This is a genomic window from Pararcticibacter amylolyticus (assembly GCF_003130405.1).
GTDB lineage: Bacteria > Bacteroidota > Bacteroidia > Sphingobacteriales > Sphingobacteriaceae > Arcticibacter > Arcticibacter amylolyticus.
The window spans coordinates 1-281 of the sequence record NZ_QEAS01000149.1; the positions used below are offsets into that span (position 1 = coordinate 1).

The window sequence follows — 281 nt, forward strand, 5'->3', positions numbered from 1 at the left end:
AAACAAAACGCACTGTGTTACCAGTACCGCTACGACGAGCGTAACCGGATGAGTGCCAAAAAAATCCCCGGCAAAGGCTGGGAGTACCAGGTATACAATCAGCTGGACCAGGTCGTGGCCAGCCAGGACGCAGAGCAGAGAAAGAAGAACCAGTGGCAGGTGACCAAGTACGACGGATTGGGCCGTGTGATCATGACCGGGCTGTGGAACAATGGCAATACCGCCATAGACCCCGCCGCCCTGAAAGCCCTCGTCTATGCCGCCCCCCAGTACGACAGCCG

1 protein-coding gene is annotated in these 281 nt (G+C 57.7%); it reads left to right on the forward strand.

Going from position 1 to position 281, the window contains the following annotated elements; all coding sequences use genetic code 11:
- Nucleotides 1–281 (forward strand): hypothetical protein (locus DDR33_RS26400; protein WP_158280883.1); only part of this gene is annotated, 281 nt, incomplete at both ends.